The 17,944-nt window shown below is 74.0% G+C and carries 14 protein-coding genes and 1 pseudogene; 8 read left to right on the top strand and 7 right to left on the bottom strand.

The window, feature by feature from the left end:
• Positions 1–27: 27 nt before the first annotated feature.
• Entirely contained in the window at positions 28–4,566 is a 4,539-nt protein-coding gene (locus ACIBFB_RS08295; RefSeq protein ID WP_397227673.1) for an AAA domain-containing protein, read from the bottom strand.
• 304 nt (positions 4,567–4,870) lie between these two features.
• Here ACIBFB_RS08295 and ACIBFB_RS08290 point away from each other — a divergent pair.
• Positions 4,871–5,131: pseudogene (locus ACIBFB_RS08290) on the top strand (hypothetical protein); the annotation flags it as partial.
• 46 nt (positions 5,132–5,177) lie between these two features.
• On the opposite strand, the gene ACIBFB_RS08285 reads toward ACIBFB_RS08290, so the two are convergent.
• The 4 genes from ACIBFB_RS08285 to ACIBFB_RS08270 all read right to left on the bottom strand — a co-directional run bounded on the left by ACIBFB_RS08285 (position 5,178) and on the right by ACIBFB_RS08270 (position 8,612).
• Positions 5,178–6,800, bottom strand: a complete 1,623-nt coding sequence (locus tag ACIBFB_RS08285) for a hypothetical protein (RefSeq protein WP_397227671.1) — start codon at positions 6,798–6,800, stop codon at positions 5,178–5,180.
• Positions 6,801–7,011: 211 nt separating this feature from the next.
• Complete coding sequence (locus ACIBFB_RS08280; protein ID WP_397227669.1) at positions 7,012–7,428, bottom strand: YchJ family protein; 417 nt, start codon at positions 7,426–7,428, stop codon at positions 7,012–7,014.
• A gap of 60 nt (positions 7,429–7,488) precedes the next feature.
• Positions 7,489–8,196 (bottom strand): hypothetical protein, encoded by a 708-nt coding sequence (locus ACIBFB_RS08275; protein WP_397227667.1) that lies wholly within the window; start codon positions 8,194–8,196, stop codon positions 7,489–7,491.
• A 101-nt stretch (positions 8,197–8,297) separates the two neighbouring features.
• Complete coding sequence (locus ACIBFB_RS08270) at positions 8,298–8,612, bottom strand: nucleotide pyrophosphohydrolase (RefSeq protein ID WP_397227665.1); 315 nt, start codon at positions 8,610–8,612, stop codon at positions 8,298–8,300.
• A 72-nt stretch (positions 8,613–8,684) separates the two neighbouring features.
• Here ACIBFB_RS08270 and ACIBFB_RS08265 point away from each other — a divergent pair, with 72 nt between their 5' ends.
• Together ACIBFB_RS08265 and ACIBFB_RS08260 are read left to right on the top strand one after the other, a co-directional pair.
• Positions 8,685–8,978 carry a SelT/SelW/SelH family protein gene (locus ACIBFB_RS08265; RefSeq protein ID WP_397227663.1) on the top strand — a complete coding sequence of 98 codons (294 nt, stop codon included), beginning with the start codon at positions 8,685–8,687 and terminating at the stop codon, positions 8,976–8,978.
• 261 nt (positions 8,979–9,239) lie between these two features.
• Positions 9,240–9,485, top strand: a complete 246-nt coding sequence (locus ACIBFB_RS08260) for a hypothetical protein (RefSeq protein WP_397227661.1) — start codon at positions 9,240–9,242, stop codon at positions 9,483–9,485.
• Positions 9,486–9,497: 12 nt separating this feature from the next.
• Here the strand turns inward: ACIBFB_RS08260 and ACIBFB_RS08255 are convergent, their stop codons facing one another.
• Entirely contained in the window at positions 9,498–10,211 is a 714-nt protein-coding gene (locus tag ACIBFB_RS08255; RefSeq protein ID WP_397227659.1) for a TetR/AcrR family transcriptional regulator, read from the bottom strand.
• A gap of 119 nt (positions 10,212–10,330) precedes the next feature.
• Between ACIBFB_RS08255 and ACIBFB_RS08250 the strand changes: the two genes are divergently transcribed.
• Together ACIBFB_RS08250 and ACIBFB_RS08245 are read left to right on the top strand one after the other, a co-directional pair.
• The gene (locus ACIBFB_RS08250; protein WP_397227657.1) at positions 10,331–11,818 is read left to right on the top strand and encodes an APC family permease; all 1,488 of its coding nucleotides are present in this window, start codon (positions 10,331–10,333) and stop codon (positions 11,816–11,818) included.
• Between the two features lie 21 nt (positions 11,819–11,839).
• The gene (locus tag ACIBFB_RS08245) at positions 11,840–13,480 is read left to right on the top strand and encodes an amidohydrolase (protein ID WP_397227655.1); all 1,641 of its coding nucleotides are present in this window, start codon (positions 11,840–11,842) and stop codon (positions 13,478–13,480) included.
• A 62-nt stretch (positions 13,481–13,542) separates the two neighbouring features.
• Here the strand turns inward: ACIBFB_RS08245 and ACIBFB_RS08240 are convergent, their stop codons facing one another.
• Positions 13,543–14,424 carry a PaaX family transcriptional regulator C-terminal domain-containing protein gene (locus ACIBFB_RS08240; RefSeq protein WP_397227653.1) on the bottom strand — a complete coding sequence of 294 codons (882 nt, stop codon included), beginning with the start codon at positions 14,422–14,424 and terminating at the stop codon, positions 13,543–13,545.
• 172 nt (positions 14,425–14,596) lie between these two features.
• Between ACIBFB_RS08240 and ACIBFB_RS08235 the strand changes: the two genes are divergently transcribed.
• From ACIBFB_RS08235 to ACIBFB_RS08225, 3 genes are read left to right on the top strand one after another with little or no spacing between them, the layout of a single operon-like run.
• Positions 14,597–15,529 carry an SDR family NAD(P)-dependent oxidoreductase gene (locus ACIBFB_RS08235; RefSeq protein ID WP_397227651.1) on the top strand — a complete coding sequence of 311 codons (933 nt, stop codon included), beginning with the start codon at positions 14,597–14,599 and terminating at the stop codon, positions 15,527–15,529.
• A complete protein-coding gene (locus ACIBFB_RS08230; RefSeq protein ID WP_397227649.1) occupies positions 15,526–16,419 on the top strand; it encodes an amidohydrolase family protein in 894 nt (297 codons plus the stop codon). Before ACIBFB_RS08235 ends, ACIBFB_RS08230 begins: the two co-directional genes overlap by 4 nt.
• Positions 16,412–17,929, top strand: coding sequence for a long-chain fatty acid--CoA ligase (locus ACIBFB_RS08225; RefSeq protein WP_397227647.1), 1,518 nt, complete (start codon positions 16,412–16,414; stop codon positions 17,927–17,929). The genes ACIBFB_RS08230 and ACIBFB_RS08225 overlap by 8 nt, the downstream gene beginning before the upstream one ends.
• Positions 17,930–17,944 lie beyond the last annotated feature (15 nt).

The following is a 17,944-nucleotide window of genomic DNA, read 5'->3' as shown; positions in this document are numbered from 1 at the left end:
GGCGGACCCGGGCCGTTCCGGTCGGAATCAGACGGGCTGGATGTCCATCCGTTCGAGCTGCTTCCACAGGGGTTGGAGGGCGGTTCCGGGATCGCGGAAGAAGCGACTGCCCCGGATGCGGACGAACGTCCAGCCGACCCGTTCGAGTTCGCGCTGCCGGGCGGCGTCGTCGGAGGCGTTCTCCTCGGTGTGGAAGGCGTCCCCGTCGCACTCGACGGCCAGGCGGCGGGTCCCGCCCTCCACCACCAGGTCGATGCGGTAGCGCCCGGCCGGGTACTGGGGTCGCACCCGGTACCCCTGCTCGCGCAGGGCCCGGTACACGCGCTGCTCGAAGAGACTGTCGAACGGCTCGACACGCACGTCGGCGGGGATCTCGCCGAGCCCGGAGCCGTCCTGGTCGGCGGCCGGCCGCCCCAGGTAGTCCAGGTAGGCGCGACGCAGGTCGGTCTCGCCCAGTTCCGTGAGGGCGAAACTGTGGAAGAACCACACCTGGTCACGGGCGCGGGAGGCGGCGACGTTGACGGCCTGCTGGTAGCCCTCCGCGCTGAAGGGGGCGGCCCTGCGGGGCTCGCCGTCGGTGTCGAAGGGCGCGTACACGGCGCTCAGGAACATCACGTCGCGTTCGTCGCCCTGGAACGCCGCCGGGTTGCCGACGCGGACGTGCCGCTCCATCCGCTCCTCCAGGGACAACCGGTCGGCGAGCAGATCCTCGACCAGCGCCTGCTGGGCGTTGCCCATCAGGGTGACCACGCCCATCGTGCGTCCCGTGTAGGCGGGGTCGGAGCAGCACAGGACGACGCGTTCGACGAGCCGCTCGGCCTCGGCCCGGTTGACCTGCCGCTGTCCCCGGCCTTCGAGCATCCCGTCGGCCACGTACTCGGAGCGCAGCGGCTCCAGGCGGTCCGATCCGTACTGTCGCAGCGGCTGGAGCCTGCCGTCGTAGAAGTGCTCGTTGGAGAAGCCGATGATCTCCGGCATGCCCCGGAAGTGCTCCTTGAGCATGAGCTGCCCGCGGCTTCCCGCGAGCCCGGACACGATGTCGAACAGGCTGCGGTTGGGTGAGAACAGGTTGCGCCGTGAGGCCGGGAACGCGGCCAGGTGACGCCGCTGCAGGGTGAACACCTGTTCCTGGTCGATGCCGACGTTGGCGGGGCTGACCTGCTTGTCGTCCCCGACGACCACCAGACGCTTGCCCAGCCAGGCCAGCAGCAGGGCTTCGGGGCCGGACTGGCTGGCCTCGTCGACGATGACCACGTCGAACGCGCCGGGCGCGTCCATGGGAACGGTGGCGACCACCTGGTAGAGCGGCATGATCCAGGCGGGCACGGCGGGCTGGCACTCGCGCAGGCTCTCGCGCGCGTGCTGCTGGTGGACGCGGGCGTACTTGCCCGTGCCCTTGCCGATCTTGCGGACGCTGAGCTGGTAGGAGCGCAGCGCCACTTCCTGGTCCCGGGTCAGCCGGGACAGGCAGGCCCTCCAGGCGCGGGCGGCGGCGAGTTTGGCCCTGGTCAGCCGGATCTCGCCGTCGGCCTCCTCCAACCGGGCCCGGCAGCGCTCCTCGGCGGCCGGGTCGGTGAGTTCGGTCAGGCGCCGGTTCCACGCCGACCACGCCCACGCCTGGTCGAACCCGGCCAGACGGGTGTCCCACGCCGGGTCGTCACAGGTGTCGGCGATCGACCGGGCGAGGGAGGGGTGCGCCCGGGCGACGCTGTCCAGGGCCTCCTCGTAGACGGCGGCCAGCCGGGCGGCCTCGCGCACCCGTTCCAGTTCCGCGCACGCGGCGGCGTACCCCTCCGTGTCACCGGACTCCACGGCCGTCAGGGCCCGGCGCAGGGCGGGAGGCTCGGGGTGGGAGCGGTCGGACCAGGCCCGCAGCTCGGCGCGGGCCCCGGCGACCGACGCGCGGGCGGGGGCGGCGCCGTGTTCGGCGTCGGCGGCCGTCAGGAGGAGCGCGACGCGGTCCACCTCGGCGTCGACGGCCCAGTCGAGGGCGGCGAGCCGGGGCACCTCGGTCGCGGCCGCGATCAGGGAGGTGCGGGCCCGGGCCAGGTCCAGCAGCGTGTCGAGTGCGGCGAGGGCGTCGCGCAGGCGGGCGGTCCGGGTCCGCGGTTCTCCCCAGGACTCGGCAGAGGCGTCCGCGCCGAGGGCCCGGGCGGCTTCGGACAGGCAGCGTTCGGCGTCGATCCGGTGGCGTACCGCTTCCAGCGCCCGCAGGGAGTGGGGGGCGCGTCCGTCGACGGTGACCGCGTCGAGAAAGGCGGCATTGTCCCTGGCCAGACGGGTCCGCAGACCGAAGACGCCGTGGATCCTGCGGCCGTTGGCCAGCCCTTCGTGCAGGGTGGCCGCGAACCCCAGCGCTTGGCCCAGGCCGAACCGGTCCAGTCCTTCGATGAGTGCGCCGCCGAGCGCGGTGAGCGCGGTCTCGGCCGCCTCCAGACAGGAGCGCACGGTGTCCGCCTGCGCGCGGGCCTCCTGCTCCCGTCCGGCCAGGACCCCGGCGCGCAGAGCGTCCCAGCGCCGGTCGAGGCGGCCGGTCAGATCCCTGGCGGCGGTGAAGTCCTCGACCCTGGCGCGCAGCGCGGCGCAGCGTTCGCGGGACAGCCCCTGGACGAGTGCGCCGGTGTCCCCTTCCCAGGAGCCGGCCGCTTCGGAGGCCGCGCGGTCGGCTTCGGCGATGGCTTCGAGCGCGTCGGCGAAGCCGCTGGGGGCGGGCAGGCGCGCGGCTTCGGGGACCTCGGCGCTGATCCGGCGGTGGACGGGGGTGTAGGCGCGGGCGGCGCCGAGGAGTCCGCGGACCCGGTCGGCGGTGACGGGCGGTCGGTCTGCGGTCACCTCGCCGATCCAGCCGTGGCGGTCCTCCTCCTCGGCGAGCCGTTCAGCGATGCGGGCGAGGGTGCCCTCGTAGTCGCCGATCCGGCGGGGGTGGTGGAAGGTCTCCCGTTCGCGGATGCTCCGCAGTTCCTTGAGCTCCTGGTCGCGTCGGCCCCGGGCGCCGTCCAGGCGTCGGTGGAGGGCGTCGATCTCGCGTCGGGACGCCCGGGGGTCGTCGTCGGCCTGCCGTTCGAGGATGGTGCGGACGGACGCCTCCAGTTCGCGCTGGGCCTCGATGCCGTCACCGGTACGGCTGACGGCCAGCGGGCGGATCTGGTCGGGCAGTTTGTCCTTGAGGACCTTCAGGGCGCGGGTGGTGTGGCTGGTGATGAGGACGCGCTCTCCACGGGCGAGCAGGTCGGTGACCAGGTTGGCGATGGTGTGGGTCTTGCCGGTGCCGGGCGGTCCCTGGACGACGACCAGGTCGCTGGCGCGCAGCCGGTCGGCGATCTGGCGCTGTTCGGCGTTGGAGGGCAGCGCGAAGTACAGCTCGTCCTCGGCGGAGGGGACGGGGACGGTACCGGAGCCGGGCTCGGGGAGGTCCTCGACGGACTCGGAACCGGGATCGGACGGGGCTCCGGTCCGGCCGCCGACGAGGTGACGCAGGAGCGGGGTCGCCTCGGTGTGGCGTTCGACGGCGTCGGTGATCTGGCGCAGCGCGTTCACCTCGCCGCGCTTGGGGCGCTCGCGCAGGATGACGGCGGGGGCGAAGGCGACACGGGCGGCGCTGGTGTCCGCGCTGGTCCCCTGCCGGGCTCCGGTCTCGTCGTAGCGGGCGTCGGAGGAGGCGGCGAGCGTCCACTCCCTGAGGGCGGCGTGCAGGTGGGCGGCGCCGTCGGGGCCGTCGAACTCCGAGGCCGACGCCAGTTCCGCCGCGATCCGTTCCCGGGGCTCCTCGCGGACGCGCTGGGAGGCGTCGAGCATCTCCTCTTCGAGGGTGTATCCGGGGCCGTCGGGGTCCGGGGCGAGTTCGATCCGACCGCGCTCGTCCATGGACAGGACGGCGCGCCGGGTGAGGAGGTGGCGGCGCACCGGCTGGTCCTCCGCCGTCCAGGTCAGCAGGCCGAGGCCGAGAACCAGCTCGTAGGACTCACCGAGGTCGACGGCCTCGGTGTGGATGCGGTAGACGCGTTCGTAGAGGCGGATGAGGGGAGCGGCCCGGCGTTCGCGGTCGGCCCAGGTCTCCCAGGTGCCGGACCATGTCCGGTGGGCGTCGGTGATCTCCTCGCGGTCCGGGTGGTCGTCGAGGGTGAGGACGGCGCTCCCGGCGCCGCCGTGCCCGCGGGCTTCGCCGCCCGCGGCCGCTGCGGTCAGGGCGGCGGGGCCCGCGTCGGCCGCGTCGGCCCGCTCGCCGCCGGTGGAGGCGGTGAGCGCGCGTTCCCTCAGCGGCGGAGCCTCCCCGCCCGTGTGGTCGCGGACCCGCCCGGGGTCGATCCAGGGGCGCAGGAGGGCGGGCAGGGGCGGGGGTTCGGAGGTGTGGACCCGGTCGACGCGAAGCCAGCAGTCGGCCACGTCGGCGTCGAAGAGCCCGGAGGCGACGCTGTGGGCGTCCCGTGGCAGGTCGTCCAGCCACAGGACGCGGACCGAGCCGTCGACGGTCCGCACGGGCTTGCTGCGCAGTTCCTCCGCGTTGAGCAGGAACTGGTAGAGGCGCTTGACATCGGTGAGTACGGGGGTGCGTTCGTCGGCTACCAAGGGTGTTCTCGTGCTCTCTGTCCGAGGTGTCAGGGGGAGGCTCGCGGGGTGGGAGTCGGCGTGTTCGAGAAGACGGTCGCACCGATGGCCTGGTCACCGCTGGGGAATGCGGGTTTTCGGGACCAAGGTCCTGACTGTGGGGCAGGATCACGGGTCGGGTACAGCCGGTGCCGGAGGCCGTCGTCCTGACTCACGCGCCGGTTCCGCGGTGGCGGTGTCCGGAGCGGACGCCCCGGTCGAGGAGCCGCTGCGCCCCGGTCACCGTGCTGGCCGAGGCGGGGGGATTCTGGCCGCGCGGCCTCCAGCACGGTCCGAGGCGGACTACACCGCCACGTACTTCCTGGGCACGCTGTCCGAGCTGGGGCCGTTGGGCACGGCGCGCAAGCTGCTCGACGCCCCGGCGGTCTCGGACGGGTTCGCCAACCTGGGGGAACGCGGCCGCCTGGACCTGACCGTGGAGGCGCTCGTGCTGCGGTCGGAGTTCGCGGCCCTGTTCACCCCGGAGGAGCTGGACCGGGCGCGTGCGCGCCTGGCGCAGTTCGGATACCGCTTCCTGGACGGGTAGGGCGCCCCCGGACGGCGGCGTCCTCGTGGTCCGGGGGCGCGGCCGGCTACGTCAGCGAGCGCACGAGCCGGGCGAACTCCTCGTCGGGCGTGTACGGGGACGGCCTCCCGTCCCCGTGGTCGCCCTCGGCCGCGACCGGCCGCAGGTCCGCGGGGTCGCCCTGGTCGCGGGTGCGCGAGGAGGGGTGCCACCAGTAGACCTGGGAGCTGATCGGCTTGTCGGCGTCGGCGGTGAGGCGCCGGGCGATCTCCCGGAGGTTCTCCACGGCCGCGACGGGGTGGCCCTGCCCCAGTTCGTGCGCGATGAGCACCCCGGGGGTGGGGAAGGCCACCAGGGCGCCGTGCGGCGCCGCGCCCAGGTGGCGGTCGAGGTCGTGGGCGTGCGCGGCGACGTACGGGTGCCGACCGCCGATGTGCACGTACTCCGTGCCGTCGACCTCGCGTCGGGTGACCTCCACGGGTTCGGCCACGGAGGCGGCGACGGCGTCGGCGAAGACCCGCTCCTCGCGGCGGCCGGAGCGCGCGTGCGCCTGGCGGGACAGCGGTTGCAGGCTGTCGGCGCCGTCGACGACGACCGTCTGCCACAGGCCCGGGACGACCTCGCGGCTCAGGACCTGGTCCACCGCGCCCTCGGGGAGCATGGCCGCGGGATAGAGGCGGACCCGCAGGCGGTGCGGGGGCTCGACCGCCTGTCCGGCGGCCTGGGAGAGCTGGTCGACGGCGGCGCGGGCGAAGCCCTCGGTGTACTGGGCGATCCGCTCGGGCCCCTGGCCCGCCAAGGCGCGGCGCAGCCCGCCGATGTCGGTGGAGGCGGTGGTGCCGCCGATGGGCAGGACGAGGGTGTCGGGCCCCCGGAAGGAGATGTCGGCGCCGTGGCGGAGGAAGGCGGCACGCAGGGCGTCCGAGACTGGGTCGACCGGGGCGCCCGCGGGCGCGGCGCCGGGGGTACCGGGCCCGGCGGGGTCCGGGGTCGCGGCCGGTTCGTCCGTGCGGAGTCCGGCGGAGCGGGCGAGGTGTCCGGCGACGTGCGCGGCGAGCCCGGCGCGGTCCGGTGGGAGCAGGACGACCCCGTGGTCGAAGGTCTCCTCCATGTCGGCGTCGAGGAGGGCCGTGCCGTCGGGGAGGTCGACGCGCAGGGCCGTGGGGGGCCGGTACTCGGCGGTGAGCCCCTCCCGGGCGCAGGCGTCGACGAGCGCGGCGCCGAACTCGGCGGCCATCTGGAGCGGTCTCATGGGGCGCGCCTCGTCGAGCCTGGCGCGGAGCCAGGCGGGGACGTGCTCCTCGGTGCGGGGGTAGCGGGAGAGTTCCTGGGCGTAGGCGTAGGCGTTGTGCGGACGGGTCAGCCGGGGGTCGGAGTCGTGGTCGAAGTCGACGTCGAAGCGGCCGGACTGGTGGATGGACAGGACCATGGTGAGCCACGTGCCCCTGCCCTCCAGGTAGCACGCGCGCTTGAGGCGGGTCAGGGGTTCGGCCACGCCCTCCGGGACGGGCGTCGGGCGGATCTCGCCGTCCACCCCCTGGACGGCGAGGACGTCGTCGACGAGGGATCCGACCACGCGGGTGCGGTAGGTGAGCTGCCGCCACCCGTCGGTGACGGCCGTGGCGATGGCCCGGCCGATGACCTGGATGAGGTCATCCTGCTCGAGCGGACCTGGGGTTCGCTGGTCCATGCGCTCTGTGCATCCGTTCTGTAGCGGGGAGGAAGTATACGAACCCTTAATATTCCATGGCGAAACTCTCCGCATTCAACCGGGTACCCAGAGCGCGCATCGGTCCAGTTCAGGGACGTGGTTCCAGTTTGCGGTGACGGTGACGCCACGGTGGGTGACGGTCGGAGGCGCGGCGGGGGGCGGGGCCGGCTCGCGGGGGCGGGCCGGCGCGCTATGCGGGGAGGGCGTCGAGGTAGACCCACGCGCCCTCGTGGCGCACGAACCGGCTGTGCTCGCGGAGCTCGGACTCCCGGCCGCGCTCGCGGTGGACGGCGCGGAAGTCGACCGTGCCCTCGTTGTGGAACGGTGTGCCGCCGGTGGTGCCGAGGACCTCCAGTCGCACCCACACGGTGCGGGCGTCGAGGCCGAGGCGGCGCGGCCGGGTGTCGGGATGCCAACTGCGCAGGAGGTAGGCCTCGTCGCCGACCGCGAAGGCGCTGTAGCGCGAGCGCATCAGGTCCTCGGCGGTGGCGGCGGACGCGAGACCGGCGTGCAGGCGCCCGCAGCAGTCCTGGTAGACGGCGTCACGACCGCACGGGCAGGGTTGCGTGGCGTACGGGGACCGGGTGCGTGGGCTGCGCTGCGACATGCCTTCCATTGTGGCGGGTGGCGGGCCCCGCGCCGGGCGGCCGGGGTCCGGCGCCGCCGGTCAGTAGTTCTGGAGCCAGAACTGGGGTACCGCCTTGAAGGCGGGGTCGAGCCGGACGGAGTGCGCGATCCCGCCGAGCAGGCGCCGTGCCCGTGAGAGCGGGTGGTCGGGGTAGTGGGCGTCCCATCCCGGCTCGTCGGCGTGAGTACGGGGGCACCCGCCCTGGACGCCGTACGCGTAGGGGTGCTGGGCCCACGCCGCCATCGCCTCGTCCGGCGACGCGGCGCCGCCCCTGTACTGCTGGAGGAAGCGGGGCAGCAGGGTCGCCTCCCGCACACCGGTCGGCTGGCCCTCCGCGCACTGGACCTTGAGCGTGACGCTGCACGTGGCGCGAGGGACGGTGTACGACCCGAGGTAGACCATGCCGTGTCCCTGCGGGTGCTGCCCCTTGACCATCTGGCGGACCGCGGGCAGTCCGTCGATCCAGACCACGTCGAGCTCGACCAGGCCCATTCCGGCCTGTGCCGTCGACACGCTGGTTCGGGTGCGCAGAGCGGCGAGGTCCTCGAGGGGAGCGGGCAGATTCGGGGGGATGTCGAAGTAGTCCAGGACGACGGCGTCCCCCGAGGCGTCCGCCCACACGTTCTCCTTGACCTGCTGGTAGTGACGCACGTCGAAGGTGAGCGGGGTTCCGGCGAGCCCCGCGGGCCGGGGAGCCCCCTGATGGTGGGGGTTGTGGTGCGGAGGGGGCACGGGCCATGGCTGCATGGCGGAACCCTACACGGAATACCGGTCGATTCCGGACGTTCGGCACCCGGTCGAACGGCGCGCCGGGCGCTCCGGCCCCTCGCGGAGCCGCCGGGCCACCCTCACGGGACCGGGAAGCGGTGTTCGTTGATCGCGACCTTCTCGCGAACCGCCGCGTCCAGGTCGACCCCGAGCACGTCGGCCAGGCGCAGCAGGTAGCAGAACACGTCCGCCATCTCCTGACGGACCGCCGCCGCCTTGTCCGGGTCGGCCATGACCCGCTCGGACTCCCCGGCGGTCAGCCACTGGAACTCGGCCACCAACTCCCCGGCCTCTCCGGCGAGGGCCATGGCGAGGTTCTTGGGCGTGTGGTACGGGCCCCAGTCCCGGGCGTCGGCGAACCTCTCCAGCAACTCCTGCAACGCTGCGACACTCATGGCACCGGTCTACCAGAGGCCGCAGGCACGCCGGACGGGACGGCGTGGTTCCGGCATGGCATCCTGGGGCGCATGGTGGACAAGCAGCCGCGGCTGGAGATCGAGTACTGCACGCAGTGCCGGTGGCTCCCCAGGGCGACGTGGATGGCACAGGAACTGCTGACGACGTTCGAGGGGGACCTGGGCGAGGTCGCGCTCGTCCCCGGCACCGGGGGCGTGTTCGAGGTGCGGCTGGACGGGGAGAGCGTGTGGTCGCGCAAGACCGACGCCGCCTTCACCGACGCGGCCGAGCTCAAGCGGCTCGTCCGGGACCGGATCGCCCCCGACCGCGGGCTGGGGCACTCCGAGCGCCCCGAGCAAGGCTGACCCGCGGATTCCCCACGCGGGCCAGACCGGCGATCCGCCGGGGAAGGCCGGATGCGGCCACCGGTCTCACGGTGTGTCGGACGGGCGGTGTAGTGTCACGGAACGCGTACCGAACGTCGGCGGAAGGGTGCACGGCACTGGCTCACCGGATCCTGGCTCTCGCCCCTCTTACCGGGGGGACCGCTCCTCGCCGAGCATGCCCGGAATCCGCCGCTCAGCCCCGCCGAACTCCTCCTGTACCTCCTGGTGATCGCGGTCGGCGTGTTCATCTGCAGGGTCGCCTCGGGCGTCGCCGACCTGGTCGTGCGGGAGCTGAGGCACCGGGCCGAGCGGAGGTGGTCGGCTCCGGCCCCGGGCGCGCCACCCCCTGAGCCGCCGGGGAACCCGACGACGGAGAACGCGGTGAACGGCGACGCGCACGGCGTCGTCGTCCAGGCCGGGACCATCGGACAGGTCCACATCCACGCGGGACCGCGACCGCCGGGCGAGCGCCCCCCGCACGAGTAGCGCGTCCGGGTCTCACCCCTCCCGGATGTGGACCGCCAGGCGCGCCTCGGCCGCCGCGAGCAGCATGTTCAGCGCCGTCGGATAGGCGCTGCCCCGCATGGTGGCCGCCAGCAGCGGCACCGTCGCGGCGATGTTGGGGTGCGTCTCCTCCGGCAGTCCGCCGTACGCCGTACGCCACGCCTCCTCCTCGGCGTCGTGCGCGACCTGGGGCAGGGCGGCGTTGGCGGCGTCCAGGGCGGCGAAACCCAGCGCCTGGTCGATGAACGCGTGGTAGATCCGCACCGCCTCGGCGTCGGGGAATCCGGCTCCGCGCAGCAGGCCCAGCGCCGTCTCCACCGCCCGGATCTCGTGCGCGCGCCCGGTGACGCGGCACGCGCCCAGCACGGTCGCCTGCGGGTGCGCCAGAGCACCGGCGTGCAACCGCCGCCCCAGCTCGCGCAGGTCGGCGCACCAGTCGCCGGCGGGCGTCCAACCCGCCAGGGCGCGACCGATGAGCGCGTCGGCCACCGCCAGCAGGAGGTCGTCGGCGTTGCGGAAGTACCGGTAGAGGCTGCTGGGGTCGGCACCCAGGGCGAGCCCCAGGCGCCGGACCGTCAACGCGTCGGCGCCGTGTTCGCTGACCAGCCGCAACGCCGTCTCGACGATCAACTCCTCCGACAGCACGACCCCCCGTTTGGTCGGCCGCCTCCTCCTGCGCGCGGCGGGCGGCACCACTCGGTCGCTCATCGGCCCTCCCTCGGTCGGCCCCTGCTCCCGGCAGCTTATGACAACGGCATTGACCTGTGAAGAGGCCACCGTGTTCCATGGCCGTTCACCGGACGGTCCCCCAGCGAACGGAGCCCGGCATGACGACCACCCCGGCGGTCCCCCCTCCCCTGCGCAGGTCCATCGGCGTCCTGGACGGCGTCGCGATCGCGGCGTCCAGCACGGCGGCCACCACGAGCATCGGCATCGGCCTGACCGCGATGGCCATGGTGGTCGGCCCCCACCTGCCCGCGGTCATGCTCCTGGGCTTCCTGCCCATCCTCTGCATCGCCGGGGCCTACACCCAGCTCAACAGGGTCGAGCCCAACGCGGGCAACACCTACGTCTGGGTCGGCCGCTCCCTCAACCCCTGGCTGGGGTTCCTCGCGGGCTGGACGATGATCGTCGCCACCGTGGCCTTCCTCGCCTACACGACGGCGGTCACGGGGTCCGCGATCCTCCAGACCATCCGCATGGCGGGCGCGGACCGCGTCGGGGGCCTGGTGCTGGACCCGGGGTCGACGGCGCAGTCCGTCGCGGTGGGCGTCGGCGTCCTCGTCGGCGTCACGTTGACCGCGGTCACCGGCCTGCGCGCGGCGGCCCGGCTCCAGGGCGGGCTGCTGGTGTTCGAGTACGCGGTCCTGCTCGGGTTCCTGGGCTACGGGATCGCCGTCGGCCCCAACCCGTTCACCCTCGACTGGTTCGATCCGTTCGCGCTCCCCTCCGTCGAGGTGCTGGCGCAGGGCCTGCTGCTGTCGGTGTTCTGCTACTGGGGCTTCGAGGCGGCGTTCAGCGTCAGCGAGGAGGTCCGCGATCCCGGGGACGCCTCACGGGCCGGACTGCTCACGCTGTTCTCCACGCTCGCCCTGTTCCTGTTCGGCTCCGTGGCCTTCCAGCGCGTGCTGTCCGAGGACGAGCTGACCGGCGCCGGCCCCGAGGGGCTCGCCGTCTTCGCCGGCCACCTCGCCGACCAGCCGCTGGCCGCGCTGCCCCTGGTGGCGCTGATGTTCTCGGCCGTCGCCTCCCTCCAGTCCGGCGTGATCCCCACCGCCCGCGGCATGTTCGCCATGAGCCGGGACCGCACTCTGGGCCCGCTGTGGTCGCGGGTCAGCCCGCGGTTCGGGACCCCGGCCGCGGGGACCCTGGCGCTGGGCGCCGTCGCGGCGGGCGTGGCCGCCTCGTCCCTGGTCATCCCCCGGCTCGCCGACGTGATCATGGCGACGGTCAACTCGGTCGGGATCCTCGTCGCGCTGATCTACGTGCTGACCGCGCTCGCGGCCGCGGTGCGGTTCCGGCACCTGGTGCGGGAGTCGCCGGGGGCCGGTCTGCGCGCGGTGGTCCTGCCCCTGGTGGGCGCGTCGGTCGTCCTGGGGATCGCCGGCTACCTGTGCTGGTCCTTCGCCACCTCGACGGACCGCTTCGCGGTGGATCCGGACAACGGCTGGTTCCTGCTGTCGATCCCGATCGCGATGGTCGCGACGGGGATCGCCGCCGCCGCCTGGGCCCGCTACGTGCGCCGCTCCCCCTACTTCCTCCGCGCCTCGCGGCCGACCGCGCCGGACGAGGCCGAACCGGCCCCCGCCCGCTGACCGATCGAAGGGAACACCGCATTGAACTCCCGACACGCCGACCTCGTGTTCACCAACGGCCCCGTGCTCACACCCGACGGGCCGCCCGGCCGCGCGACCGGCGTCGCCGTGACCGGAGGCCGGATCTCCGCCGTCGGGAACGCGGCGGCGCGCGATCTGGTCGGGCCGTCGACGACCGTGGTCGACCTCGACGGCCGACTCCTGCTGCCCGGTTTCCAGGACGCGCACGCGCACCCCGTCGCGGCCGGGCTGGAGATGGTCCAGTGCGACCTGACCGGGACCGGGACCAGGGCCCAGACCCTCGCCGCCGTCGCCGCCTACGCCGCCGCGCACCCCGGGCGCGCGTGGATCACCGGGGGCGGCTGGTCGATGGAGGCCTTCGAGGGAGGCGCGCCGCACCGGTCGGACCTCGACGCGGTGGTCGCGGACCGGCCGGTCTACCTGCCCAACTGCGACCATCACGGGGCCTGGGTCAACAGCAGGGCGCTGGAGCTGGCGGGGATCACCCGCGACACCCCCGACCCGGCGGACGGCCGGATCGAGCGCGGCCCCGACGGCGAGCCGACGGGGCTCCTCCAGGAGGGCGCGATGGGCCTGGTCAGCCGTCTGGCCCCCGAGCCCGCGCCGTCCGACCTGCGCGCCGCCCTGCTCCGGGCGCAGGAGCACCTGCACTCCCTCGGGATCACCGCCTGGCAGGACGCCCTGGTCGGGTCCTTCTCCGGGATCCCCGACCCGTCGGCCGTCTACGCGGAGCTCGCGCGGGAGGGGGCGCTCACCGCGCGGGTCGTCGGCGCGCTGTGGTGGGACCGGGGACGCGGGGCCGAGCAGATCCCCGAGCTCGTCGAGCGGCGGGCCGCCCTCTCCCACGGGCGGTTCCGCGCGGACGCCGTCAAGCTCATGCTCGACGGGATCGCCGAGACGGGGACCGCCGCGATGCTCGACCCCTACCTGGACGGCTGCGGATGCGCCACGGGCAACCGGGGCACGAGCTTCATCGACCCTGAGCTGCTCCCCGGCCACGTCACCGAGTTGGACCGGCTCGGCTTCCAGGCGCACTTCCACGCCCTCGGGGACCGGGCCGTGCGCGACGCGCTCGACGCGGTCGAGGCGGCGGGGAAGGCCAACGGTCCGTCGGCCAACCGCCCGCACCTGGCGCACCTGCAGGTCGTGCACCCCGACGACGTGCCGCGCTTCGCCGCCCTGGGCGCGACGGCCAACATCCAGCCCCTGTGGGCGGCGCACGAGCCGCAGATGGACGAGCTGACCATCCCGTTCCTGGGCCCCGAGCGGGCCGCATGGCAGTACCCGTTCGGGTCCCTGCACCGGTCCGGGGCGGTCCTGGCGGCGGGCAGCGACTGGCCGGTGAGCAGCGCCGACCCGTTGGCGGGGATCCACGTCGCGGTCAACCGGGTCTCCCCGGGGGAGTCGGGGCCGGTGTTCCTCCCGGAGCAGCGGCTGGACCTGGCGACGGCGGTCGCCGCCTACACGGCGGGGTCGGCGTACGTCAACCGCCTCGACGACACCGGAACGCTGCGGCCGGGCGCCCTGGCGGACCTGGTGGTGCTCGACCGGGACCCGTTCGCGGGCCCGGCCGAGGCGATCCACGAGGCCCGGGTGGCCCGGACGTACGTGCAGGGCGACCTGGTGTACGAGGCGTCGTAGGCCCCGGGGCGCTCCCGCGGTGGACGGCGGACGGGAGCGCCCCGGACCACACCCGGTCGCCCTCAGTCCACGGGCGGCATGGGGACGGTGTCCAGGACCCGCTCGGCCTCGATCCGGGCGGGCTCGGCGTAGGTCCCGTGCAGCTCGTGCACCAGTTTCTGGGCCCGGACGGCGGGCCAGTCGTCCGGCAGGTGCGCGAGCGGGATGCGCGGGTCGAGGCGGATGGTCTGAAGCCAGTCGGTCATCAGCAGCAGGAGCCGGGCCAGGTCGTCGGGCGCTTCGGGGACCGGGGCGGCGCTGTCCCACCGCTCCAGGAAGCTCCGGTAACGGGCGGCCAGGTCGTCCAGGTCGTAGGCGTCGGCGATGATCCTGCCCACCTCGGTCGGGGCGGCGGGCCGGGCGTGGAACACCCGCACGTTGTCGGCGATCCCGAGGCCGTCGATCACCTGGCACGCGTCGAGCTTCGACGGCGCGACCCACAGCCCGTTCTGGAGCGGGCCGAACCCCGCCCACGTCAGGCGGGAGCGCAGGTCGTGGCGTTCGCGCTGGCGCCGCTCCGGGAGCGAGAAGGCCAGGAGGGTCCACGGCGCCTCCGCGTCGAGGTTCACCACCCCGGTCGTCCAGATCCGCCGCTCGCCGTCGGCGAGGATCTCCGCGCAGCGCCGGGTGAGCCCGTAGTAGACCCTGCGGCCGTGCCTTTCCCGGTGGAAGTGGCCGCCCCGCGCCATCCGGCTGAGCGTGGAACGGGCGGCGTGCTCGGACACCCCGACGCGGGCGAACACGTCGATGAAGCTCCCGGAGAACACTCCGACGTCCCGGCCGAGCACGAAGTTGCCGAGGAAGCCCAGCATCAGCGACTGCGGGCGCAGCCGCACTCCGGAACCCTCGTCGGCGGCCGCACGCGCCTCGCCCGTGTCGAAGCCCTCGGTCCCCTCGGTCGTCATGCGCTCTCCCTCCGGCGTCAGCGTAACAGCGCCGCCCCCGAAATTAAGTTGGGCAAGTTCTTGACTGCAATCCACATTATGCCTAACTTCGAGAGCAGCGGCGAACCGCGTGACCCCCGTCACTCCGGCGGTCCGCCGCGTCCCCGCCACCGACACGAACGAGGAGACCACCATGGCGGACAGCATCGGACTGTCGGGCAAGAGCGCGCTGGTCACCGGGGCCGGACGCGGGCTCGGCCTGGCCTATGCCCGACGCCTGGCGGCCGCGGGCGCGGCGGTCGTGGTCAACGACGCCGACGCCGAGGCGGCCAAGGCGGCCGTCGAGACGATCACCGCCGAGGGCGGCACCGCCGTCGCCGAGGCCGCGGCCGTGGGACCCGCCTCGACCGCGCAGCGGCTCGTGGACCGGGCCGTGGAGGAGTTCGGCCGCCTCGACGTCCTGGTCACCAACGCCGGGGTGCTGCGCGACCGCGTGCTGTGGAAGATGACCGACGACGACTTCGACACCGTGGTCGACGTCCACCTGCGCGGCACCTTCACCTGCGCCCGCGCCGCCGTCGCCCACATGCGCGAGCGCGGCGGGGGCGGACGGCTCGTCCTGGTCGGCTCCCCCGCCGGGCAGCGCGGCAACTTCGGGCAGACCAACTACGCCGCCGCCAAGGCCGGGATCGCCGCCATGGCCCGCACCTGGTCGATGGAGTGCGCCCGGGCCGGGATCACCGTCAACGCCGTCATCCCCGTCGCCGCCACCGCGATGACCGAGACGATCCCCGCCTTCGCGCCCTACGTCGAGGCGGCCCGCGAGCGCGGCGAACCCCTGCCGGACTGGCTGCGCAAGGGCGAGGGGTTCGGCTCCCCCGACGACGCGGCCGGCCTGGTCGCCTTCCTGGCCTCCGACGCCGCCGCGTCGGTGACCGGCCAGTGCGTCGGGATCGGGGGCGACCGCCTCTCCCTGTGGTCGCACCCGGCCGAGACGTACGTCGCGCTCACCGACGGCGGGTGGAGCGCCGAGGACATCGCCGCGGCCTGGCCCGCCACGCTCGGCCGGGTTCCCGAGAGCGTCGGCGTCCCGGCCCCGGCCGTCCCTGAGGAGGGGGCCCGATGAGCATCGACCTCGACAGCGTCACCGCGATCGACGTCCACACCCACGCCGAGGTCTCCGCCGAGGGCCGCCAGTCCCTGGACGACTCCCTGCACGACGCCTCCAGTGCCTACTTCGGGACCGACGCCGCGCACCGCAAGCCGTCCCTGCCCGAGATCGCCGCCCACTACCGCGAGCGCCGCATGGCGGCCGTCGTCTTCCCCGTCGACACCGAGTCCACCACCGGGTTGCCCGCCGTCCCCAACGAGGAGGTGGCCCAGGCCGCCGCCGAGCACCCGGACGTGCTCATCCCCTTCGCCAGCATCGACCCGGCCAAGGGCCGCCTGGGCGCGCGGCAGGCGCGCAGGCTGGTCACCGAGTACGGCGTCCGCGGCTTCAAGTTCCACCCCAGCCTCCAGGAGTTCTTCCCCAACGACCGCTCCGCCTACGTGCTCTACGAGGCCCTGGAGGAGCTGGGCGCCGTCGCGCTCTTCCACACCGGCCAGACCGGCATCGGCGCGGGCACGCCCGGCGGGGGCGGCATCCGCCTGAAGTACTCCAACCCGCTGTACGTGGACGACGTGGCCGCCGACTTCCCCGGCATGCCGATCATCATGGCCCACCCGTCCTTCCCCTGGCAGGACGAGGCGCTGTCGGTCGCCGTGCACAAGCCCCAGGTGTACATCGACCTGTCCGGATGGTCGCCCAAGTACTTCCCGCCCCAACTGGTCCGCTACGCCAACTCCCTGCTCCAGGACCGGGTGCTGTTCGGCTCCGACTACCCCGTCCTGTCCCCCGAACGCTGGCTGGCCGACTTCGAGCGCCTGGACATCAAGCCCGAGGTGCGGCCCAAGATCCTCAAGCACAACGCGGCCCGGCTGCTGGGGCTGAAGGGAGGCGGCGGCGATGCGTGACGAGGGGATCGGCTCCTGGACCGCCCGGCGGGCGCGCTCCTCGCCCGAGCGCACCGCGATCGTCCACGGGGAGCGGTCGTTCACCTACGCCGAGCTGCACGAGCGCGTCACCCGGCTGGCCGCGGCGCTGCGCGGCCGGGGGGTGCGGCGCGGCGACCGCGTCGCCTACCTGGGCGCCAACCACCCCGCCCTGCTGGAGACCCTGCTCGCGACCGCCCGCCTGGGCGCGGTGTTCGTGCCGCTCAACACGCGCCTGGCCGCCCCCGAACTGGCGTACATGATCGACGACTCGGGTGCGTGCGTCCTCGTGCACGGCGCCGAGCAGTCCCGGGCCGCGGGGGAGCTGTGCGACTGGACGGGTCTGCGCGTCCTGGTCCCGGTGGAGGGGAGCGCCCCCGACGGCTACGAGGCGCTGATCGCCGCCGCCGTGCCGGTCGCCGTGGACGAGCCGGTCGGCCTCGACGACACCTGCATGATCATGTACACGTCCGGGACCACCGGGCAGCCCAAGGGCGCCGAGCTCACCCACGGCAACATCACCTGGAACTGCGTCAACGTCCTCATCGACGTGGACGTCACCGCCGACGAGGTCACCCTGGTCAGCGCGCCGCTGTTCCACACCGCGGCGCTCAACATGACCTGCCTGCCCACCCTGCTCAAGGGCGGCCGCGTGGTCATCGAGCCGGGCTTCGACCCGGCGCGCGTCATCGACCTGTTCGCCACCCGGCGGGTCAGCTGGATGTTCGGCGTGCCCGCCATGTTCGACGCCCTGGCCGCGCACCCCGGCTGGGCCGGCGCCGACCTGTCCTCGCTGCGCGTGCTGATGGCGGGCGGCGCCCCCGTCCCCGCGTCGACCATCGCCGTCTACCAGGAGCGCGGGCTCACCTTCCTCCAGGGCTACGGCATGACCGAGACCGCGCCCGGCGTGCTCATGCTCGGCGCCGCCGACAGTGTCCGCAAGGCCGGGAGCGCGGGGCGGCCGAGCGTCTTCACCGACGTGCGGATCGTCCGCCCCGACCTGACCGACGCGGCACCCGGCGAGCCGGGGGAGGTCGTCGTCCAGGGACCCAACGTGATGCGCGGCTACTGGGGCCGGCCCGACGACACCGCCCGCGCCCACACCGCCGACGGCTGGTTCCGCACCGGCGACGTGGCCACGGCGGACGACGAGGGCTTCGTGCGCATCGTGGACCGCGCCAAGGACATGATCATCTCGGGCGGGGAGAACATCTACCCCGCCGAGGTCGAGAACGTCCTGCACGACCACCCCGACGTGCTCGAATGCGCGGTCATCGGGGTCCCCGACGAGCGCTGGGGCGAGGTCGGCCGTGCCGTCGTCGTCGCCCGACCCGGGACCGACCCCACCGAGGAGGACCTCCTCGCCCACTTCGAGGGCCGTCTGGCCCGCTACAAGGCGCCCCGCTCAGTGGTGTTCGCCGACGGACTCCCCCGCAACGCCACCGGCAAGCTGCGCAAGGCCGACCTGCGCCGACAGCACGGCGGCGTCTGACCACCCACCGCCACG

This window comes from Nocardiopsis sp. NPDC050513, from assembly GCF_044457925.1.
Lineage (GTDB): Bacteria > Actinomycetota > Actinomycetes > Streptosporangiales > Streptosporangiaceae > Nocardiopsis.
The sequence above is the reverse complement of the archived record's forward strand: the minus strand, read 5'-3'. Positions and strand labels throughout refer to the sequence as shown.

Bases quoted from the DNA above. Each gene is read 5' to 3' on its own strand.
- ACIBFB_RS08285 (WP_397227671.1), bottom strand. From the start codon at position 6,800: ATGGACCAGCGAACCCCAGGTCCGCTCGAGCAGGATGACCTCATCCAG.
- ACIBFB_RS08280 (WP_397227669.1), bottom strand. From the start codon at position 7,428: ATGTCGCAGCGCAGCCCACGCACCCGGTCCCCGTACGCCACGCAACCC.
- ACIBFB_RS08275 (WP_397227667.1), bottom strand. From the start codon at position 8,196: ATGCAGCCATGGCCCGTGCCCCCTCCGCACCACAACCCCCACCATCAG.
- ACIBFB_RS08270 (WP_397227665.1), bottom strand. From the start codon at position 8,612: ATGAGTGTCGCAGCGTTGCAGGAGTTGCTGGAGAGGTTCGCCGACGCC.
- ACIBFB_RS08265 (WP_397227663.1), top strand. From the start codon at position 8,685: ATGGTGGACAAGCAGCCGCGGCTGGAGATCGAGTACTGCACGCAGTGC.
- ACIBFB_RS08255 (WP_397227659.1), bottom strand. From the start codon at position 10,211: ATGAGCGACCGAGTGGTGCCGCCCGCCGCGCGCAGGAGGAGGCGGCCG.
- ACIBFB_RS08250 (WP_397227657.1), top strand. From the start codon at position 10,331: ATGACGACCACCCCGGCGGTCCCCCCTCCCCTGCGCAGGTCCATCGGC.
- ACIBFB_RS08240 (WP_397227653.1), bottom strand. From the start codon at position 14,424: ATGACGACCGAGGGGACCGAGGGCTTCGACACGGGCGAGGCGCGTGCG.
- ACIBFB_RS08235 (WP_397227651.1), top strand. From the start codon at position 14,597: ATGGCGGACAGCATCGGACTGTCGGGCAAGAGCGCGCTGGTCACCGGG.
- ACIBFB_RS08230 (WP_397227649.1), top strand. From the start codon at position 15,526: ATGAGCATCGACCTCGACAGCGTCACCGCGATCGACGTCCACACCCAC.
- ACIBFB_RS08225 (WP_397227647.1), top strand. From the start codon at position 16,412: ATGCGTGACGAGGGGATCGGCTCCTGGACCGCCCGGCGGGCGCGCTCC.